Genomic DNA, 554 nt, shown 5'->3' on the forward strand with positions numbered 1-554 from the left:
TCGTTTACTGGATTGACCGTTACCGTCACCGTTGCGGTAGCCGTGCCACCATTACCATCACTGATGGTGTACTCAATCGTGGCGGTACCACTTGCATTCTCTGCAGGCGTGAACTTCAATTCACCGTCCACAATCGCAACCGTACCTTTGACTTCGCTCTCTTCTGAAACAACCGCACCCGTGATGGTGAGCTCATCATCGTCAGCATCCGTATCGTTTGCCAATACATCAATGGTGATCGCGGTGTCTTCATTCGTTGTCGCTGTATCGTCGGTCGCGACCGGCCCATCATTCACGGCATTCACCGTGACTTTTACTTTGGCCGTGCTACTGTCACCGTCGGCATCTTCGACGGTGTATTTGAAGACCGCTTTACCATTGAAATTCTCATCCGGTACAAACGTCATCGTTCCCGCGGAAGTAATAACCACCGTACCATTGTCAACTTTGATGGATTGCGTCTGCTCACCCGTCAATTCAATAAGCGCAACACCATTAATCGACGTAATGCTTGACGCGTCTTCACCTAAGCTATCGTTGGACAGCAAGTTAAG

At 50.0% G+C, this 554-nt stretch carries 1 protein-coding gene; it reads right to left on the reverse strand.

Features of this window, described 5'->3' with window-relative positions; all coding sequences use genetic code 11:
- Positions 1-554: tandem-95 repeat protein (locus tag ACRQQK_RS16610; protein ID WP_457513221.1), on the reverse strand; the 554-nt coding region annotated here is incomplete at both ends.

Source organism: Vibrio sp. C8 (assembly GCF_054051265.1).